The organism is Streptomyces katrae, from assembly GCF_000966975.1.
GTDB classification, from domain to species: Bacteria; Actinomycetota; Actinomycetes; order Streptomycetales; family Streptomycetaceae; genus Streptomyces; species Streptomyces katrae.
The window spans coordinates 1-5,418 of sequence record NZ_JZWV01000054.1 but is presented as its reverse complement, the minus strand read 5'-3'; the positions used below and the strand labels follow the sequence as shown (position 1 = coordinate 5,418).

6 protein-coding genes are annotated in these 5,418 nt (G+C 70.6%); 1 reads left to right on the top strand and 5 read right to left on the bottom strand.

The window, feature by feature from the left end:
• Together VR44_RS03065 and VR44_RS03060 are read right to left on the bottom strand one after the other, a co-directional pair.
• Positions 1–855 (bottom strand): phosphoribosyltransferase domain-containing protein (locus VR44_RS03065; RefSeq protein WP_245691591.1); only part of this gene is annotated, 855 nt, incomplete at its 3' end.
• Between the two features lie 23 nt (positions 856–878).
• Entirely contained in the window at positions 879–2,054 is a 1,176-nt protein-coding gene (locus VR44_RS03060; RefSeq protein ID WP_045945783.1) for an HpcH/HpaI aldolase/citrate lyase family protein, read from the bottom strand.
• A gap of 194 nt (positions 2,055–2,248) precedes the next feature.
• Here VR44_RS03060 and VR44_RS03055 point away from each other — a divergent pair, with 194 nt between their 5' ends.
• Positions 2,249–3,028 (top strand): TerD family protein, encoded by a 780-nt coding sequence (locus VR44_RS03055; protein ID WP_045945785.1) that lies wholly within the window; start codon positions 2,249–2,251, stop codon positions 3,026–3,028.
• 53 nt (positions 3,029–3,081) lie between these two features.
• Here VR44_RS03055 and VR44_RS03050 read toward each other — a convergent pair whose 3' ends face one another.
• The 3 genes from VR44_RS03050 to VR44_RS03040 all read right to left on the bottom strand — a co-directional run.
• The gene (locus VR44_RS03050) at positions 3,082–3,831 is read right to left on the bottom strand and encodes a TerD family protein (RefSeq protein WP_045945782.1); all 750 of its coding nucleotides are present in this window, start codon (positions 3,829–3,831) and stop codon (positions 3,082–3,084) included.
• 143 nt (positions 3,832–3,974) lie between these two features.
• Complete coding sequence (locus VR44_RS03045; RefSeq protein WP_045945781.1) at positions 3,975–5,111, bottom strand: DUF475 domain-containing protein; 1,137 nt, start codon at positions 5,109–5,111, stop codon at positions 3,975–3,977.
• A 25-nt stretch (positions 5,112–5,136) separates the two neighbouring features.
• Positions 5,137–5,418 (bottom strand): TerD family protein (locus tag VR44_RS03040; RefSeq protein WP_045945780.1); only part of this gene is annotated, 282 nt, incomplete at its 5' end.

Genomic DNA, 5,418 nt, shown 5'->3' with positions numbered 1-5,418 from the left:
GGTGGGAACGGCCCCGCCCCCGGCAGCCGGCGCGGGACCGGTGGTCCCGGTGGGAACGGCCCCGTCCCCGGTGGCCGGAGCGGCAGCGGGAACGGGTGGGCCGGAGTGGGAGCGGGGCTCGTACTCCTCCACCAGGGCCTGGCCCTTGGCCAGGACCCCCTCCGGGAGGGTGACCGTGCCCGAGGCGAGGGCGACGAGGTCCACGCGGGCTCCCAGTTCGGCGGCGAAGGCGGTGAGGCGGTCGCGGTCGGCGGAGGAGCGCATGTCGACCAGGGCGACGACCACGTAGTGGCCGCGCGGGTGCCGGGCGTGCAGGTCGCGGATGGTGTTCAGGACGGTGTTGCCGGTGGAGAACTCGTCGTCGACGAGGACCAGCGGCCCGTCCCCCGCCAGCAGCTTCGGGTCCTCGGGCAGCAGGAGGTGCGAGGTGGCGTGCGAGTGCGCCTCCTCGAACCCTCCGGCGGGCCGCACCCCCGCCACCGGGCGGCGCGTGGAGTGCAGGTAGGGGGCAGCGCCCACGCCGTCGGCGACGCAGTGGCCCAGCCCCGTGGCGGTCTCGGCGTAACCGAGGACCACGGCGGAGGCGGCACGCTCGCCGAGCAGCTCCCGGACCCGCTCGCCGAGCCCGTACCCGGCGGCGTACACGGTCGCCGGCGACTGCGGGACGTGCTTGCCCAGTACCTGCGAGACCAGCAGGTGCGCACGCTTGGGGTTGCGCCGCAGCGCCAGGCCGAGGAGCTCCGTCAGCCCCCCGTCCCCGTCGGCACCCTCCGGTCCCCGCAGGCGCACGCCGAGCCGCTGCGCGACCCAGGTCCCCGACCACACCGTGTCGGCCGTCTTGCCCTTCATCGTCATCCTCGTCATCGGCGGCGGGCCGCTCACAGCTGGAGCCCGGCGGTCAGGAGGTCGACGAAGCCGACCTCCTCCTTCGCCACACCGAAGACCTCGGCGCGCAGCATGGTGCGCTCGGCCCAGGCCCGGTGGGGCTTCACCTCGTTCATCTTGTTCGTGTACGCGGAACGCATCACTCCGCCGCCGTCGCGTTCGGGCCGCAGGATGTCCTGGGCATCGCAGTACTCCTCGTGGGAGACGACCGACAGCGCGTGCACCGGGGTGACGTGCGCGGGGTGGATGCAGGTCTTGCCCATCAACCCGTTGGCCCGGTCGAGCTCGACCTCGCGCAGCAGTCCGTCCAGATCGTGCTCGATCAGCGCGGTGCGCAGTTCCTCGACGCCCTCCTCCAGGAAGGGGCTGCGGCGCAGCTGCGGCTTGAAGAGGCGCTGCTGGCTGCGGAAGTACTCCCAGACGGGACCGGTGACGGTGAAGCCGGTGCCGTCCGCGCGGCTGAGGACGTTGACCACGTCGGCGATGACGCCGGCCACGATCTGGACGTCGTACGCGGTCATGTCGGGGGTGCGGCGCAGCCCGTAGACGGAGCAGAAGTCGGTGACGCCCAGGCGCAGGGCCAGGACCCGCTCGCGGTAGCGGTTCACGGTCCGGGAGATGCCGGCGAGGGCCTGGACCCGGGTTTCCAGGTGGAGGAGGTCGGGGGTCTCCAGGACGGGCATGGCGTAGAGCCGGGGGAGGCCGCTGACCGCCTCGGCGTGGACCACGGCGTCGAGGAAGGCCGTTCCGCGGCTCTCGGTGAATTTGGGAAGTACGAATCCGGCCAGGTTCCGGGCGGTTCCGCCGAGGCGGCGCACCAGGTCGGGTATCTGCTCGGGGGTGCGGACGCGGATGAAGAGGAGGGGGAGCTCCCCGGCGCCGGCACCTTCGGCCTCGAGCGCCGCGAACTGCCGGACGAGGTTCTCCTCGCCGTCGACGACGTCGGCGTCGCTGATGGAATCCTCCAGGCAGAGGACCATCGAGACGACACCGCGGCCGGCCTGCTTGCGGATGTCGGCGGCGAGCCGCGGGCGGGTGGCCGGGCTGTAGAGGGTGGCCCCGAGCGCGGCGGCCAGGGTACGGGCGGGGGAGGCCAGGGTGAACTCGGCGGGCTCCTGGTGGAAGAGGCCCTCACGGAGCGTGGGCGATATATGCCCAAAGTGACGCATGTGCTTCCCCCGTACTGCCTCGGCGGCCCAACTGGCGTGGCCGGTAATAGTACGTACGACCGTGAGTCAAAAGTTCCTCAAGCACATGAAGTTCCGGTAACCCTCTCGCACCATGCCCAGCTCTTCGGCCGGGGACAAGGCCCTACGGGGGGCCGCATTGTTCCCCGCCCCTCCGGGAGGGCAGGATGACGGGCATGACGCACGCGATGCAGAAGGGCTCGAACATCCCGGTGGCCGCCACGGCGGTCCGGGCGGTGCTGCGCTGGACCCCCGGGCCCGAGGTGCCGGACGTGGACGCTTCCGCGCTGCTCGTGGGGGCGGACGGGCGCGTGCGCTCGGACGAGGACTTCGTGTTCTACAACCAGCCCCGCCACCCTTCGGGGTCCGTCTGGCGCCTGGGCAAGAAGCAGGTCGGGGACGGGGTCACCGACGCGGTGCAGGCGGACCTGCGGGCCGTGCCCCCGGTCGTGGACCGGGTCCTGGTGGTGGCCTCCGCCGAGGACGTGCCCTTCCAGCGGGTCCACGACCTGCGGATCCAGCTGTACGACGCCTCCCCGGGCGCCGCGCCGGAGCCGCTGGCCCACTTCGACGTACGGCCGGAGACGGGCGCCGAGACGGCGCTGATCTGCGGCGAGCTGTACCGCCGGGGCGAGGGGTGGAAGTTCCGCGCGCTGGGCGAGGGCTACTCCGACGGCCTGGTGGGCCTCGCGACCGATCACGGGATCTCCGTCGACGAGAACGCCGCCGAGGCCGGTGAGGGGGCTGCCGCCGCGCCCGCGCCCGGCGCCGGGTCCGCCGACGACCGGACCGCCGCGATGCGCCCGCCGGCCGCCGCCCCGGTCACCCAGGCGCCGCCTCCGGTCCAGCCCGCCTACGGCTACCCCCAGCAGGTGTCCCCCGTGCCCGTGCCGGCCCCGGGCGGGGACCCCTCGTTCCGGCTGCCGGTGCAGGGTCCCCAGTTCATCCGCCGCTGACGGGCGGCCGGGGCGCCCCGGGCGGGGGTGCGGGCCTCATCCCGGGCCTCGGCTCAGGCCTTGGTCTTGTAGCCCCGCCCCCACTGGAGCCCCCAGCCGTACAGCCGGTCGAGCTCGGCCTGGAACCCGTACACGAACTTCACCTCGCGGCGGACGATCAGCTCGCCCTTGACGTTCTGCAGGGAGACCACGGCGCAGGAACGGGCCTGCGGGTGGCGCTCCTCCAGCGGGATCTCGATCCTCGGGCCGGCGGTCGGGTAGAGGGTGACCAGGGCGTGGGTGCGGTCGAAGGCCGGGGTCTGGTCGTAGATGTAGACGAAGACCAGCAGCCGCTTGATCTCGTCGGCGTGGTCGAGGTTGACGTAGAGGGTCTCCCCGGAGGGGGAGCCGAAGCGGTCGTCCCCGCTGAGCTTCACATACGGCGGGTCGTTGAGGTCGCCGAGCAGGTTGCCCAGCGGCTGTACGGCGCCGCGCGTCCCGTCGGTCAGCTCGTACAGGCAGCCCATGTCGAGGTCGACGTTGACCATGCCCTGGGTGTGGGCCTGCACCATGTCGGGCTTGAACAGCTTGAAGGGGTGGCGGAAGAGCTGGCCGCTCTGGCCGGAGGGGCCGCCGATGTCCGAGGTGCGCATCCGCCAGGAGAGGTTGACCCGGAGGTTGCCGTGGACGGCCTGCTGTTTGGTGAGCGATACCGTCGGCTGCCGTTTGGTCAGCTCGATGGCGTTCGACGAGGCGTTGCCCGAGTCGAACCGCATCGCGCGGGCGCCCCTGATCCCGTCGAAGAACCCGTCGAAGAACCCCATGTACCCCAACCCCCCTGGTCGGTCCGTGCGCGGCCGTGCCGCGGATATGCCGCGGGGCGGCCGCGCGGTCCCGTGGGATCCGCGCGGCCGCCCCGCCGAAGAAGAGACGGCTCCACAAGGAGCGTTCCGCAATCAGGGCCGGGTCACACCCCGGCGACGGCCTCCGCGGGCTCCCCGTCGCCGCCCTCGGCCTCCAGCCGCTTGTTGCGGCGGACGGAGGACCAGAAGGACCAGGCGATCAGCACGACGCCGACGAGGCCGGTGATGACCTCGTTGATCTCGTACTGGATGGTGACGAGCAGGATCACGGCGAGCGCGCCGATGGCGTAGTGCGCGCCGTGCTCCAGGTAGACGTAGTCGTCGAGGGTGCCCTGGCGGACCAGGTAGACCGTGAGCGAGCGGACGTACATGGCGCCGATACCGAGGCCGAGCGCCATCAGCACGATGTCGTTGGTGATGGCGAAGGCGCCGATGACGCCGTCGAAGGAGAAGGACGCGTCGAGGACCTCGAGGTAGAGGAACATGAAGAACGCGGCCTTGCCGGCCATGACGACGGCCGAGACGGGCTTGCCGCTCTTCTTGGCGGCTTCCTCGGCCTCGTGCTCGGCCTCCTCCTCTTCCTCCAGCCTGTTCTCGAAGTAGCCGGAGAGGCCGCCGACGACCATGTAGGTGATCAGGCCGAGGATGCCCGAGACCAGGACGGTCTGCGCCTTGTCCACGTGGGCGCCGCCGTGCTGGTGGGCCTGGGTGGCGAAGGTCATCGAGGTGATGACCAGGACGATCAGGGCGATGCACGCGGACAGCATGTCGATCTTGCCGAGCTTGGCGAGCGGGCGCTCCAGCCAGGCGAGCCACTTGATGTCACGGTCCTCGAAGATGAAGTCGAGGAAGATCATCAGCAGGAACATGCCGCCGAAGGCGGCGATGGACGGGTGGGCGTCCGTGACCAGCTGCTGGTACATCTCCTTGTCGTTCATCGCGAGGTCGACCGCGTCGAGCGGGCCGATCTTGGCACTGATCGCGACGATCACGACGGGGAAGACCAGGCGCATGCCGAACACGGCGATGAGCACGCCGACCGTGAGGAAGATCTTCTGCCAGAAGGCATTCATCTTCTTCAGGATTCCGGCGTTGACCACCGCGTTGTCGAAGGACAGCGAGATTTCGAGGATCGACAGGATCGCCACGATCCCAAAAGCGGTCCACCCCCCGTAGAACACCGCTGCGGCCAGACCGAGCGCAGTGACTGCGAACGACCAGCCGAAGGTTTTGAGAACCACTGGCACCCCATCGTCTTGTACGGCTTTACGAAACGTTGACCCCGAAGTCTAGAGCGATGCCCCGCAGCCCCGACGCGTACCCCTGTCCCACCGCCCGGAACTTCCACTCGCCCCCGTAGCGGTAGACCTCGCCGAAGATCATCGCCGTTTCGCTGGAGGCGTCCTCGGTCAGGTCGTAGCGGGCGAGTTCCTGGTCGTCCGCCATGTTCACCACGCGGATGAAGGCGTTGCTGACCTGGCCGAAGCTCTGCCGGCGGCTGTCCGCCTCGTGGATGGAGACCGGGAAGACGATCTTGTCGACCTGGGC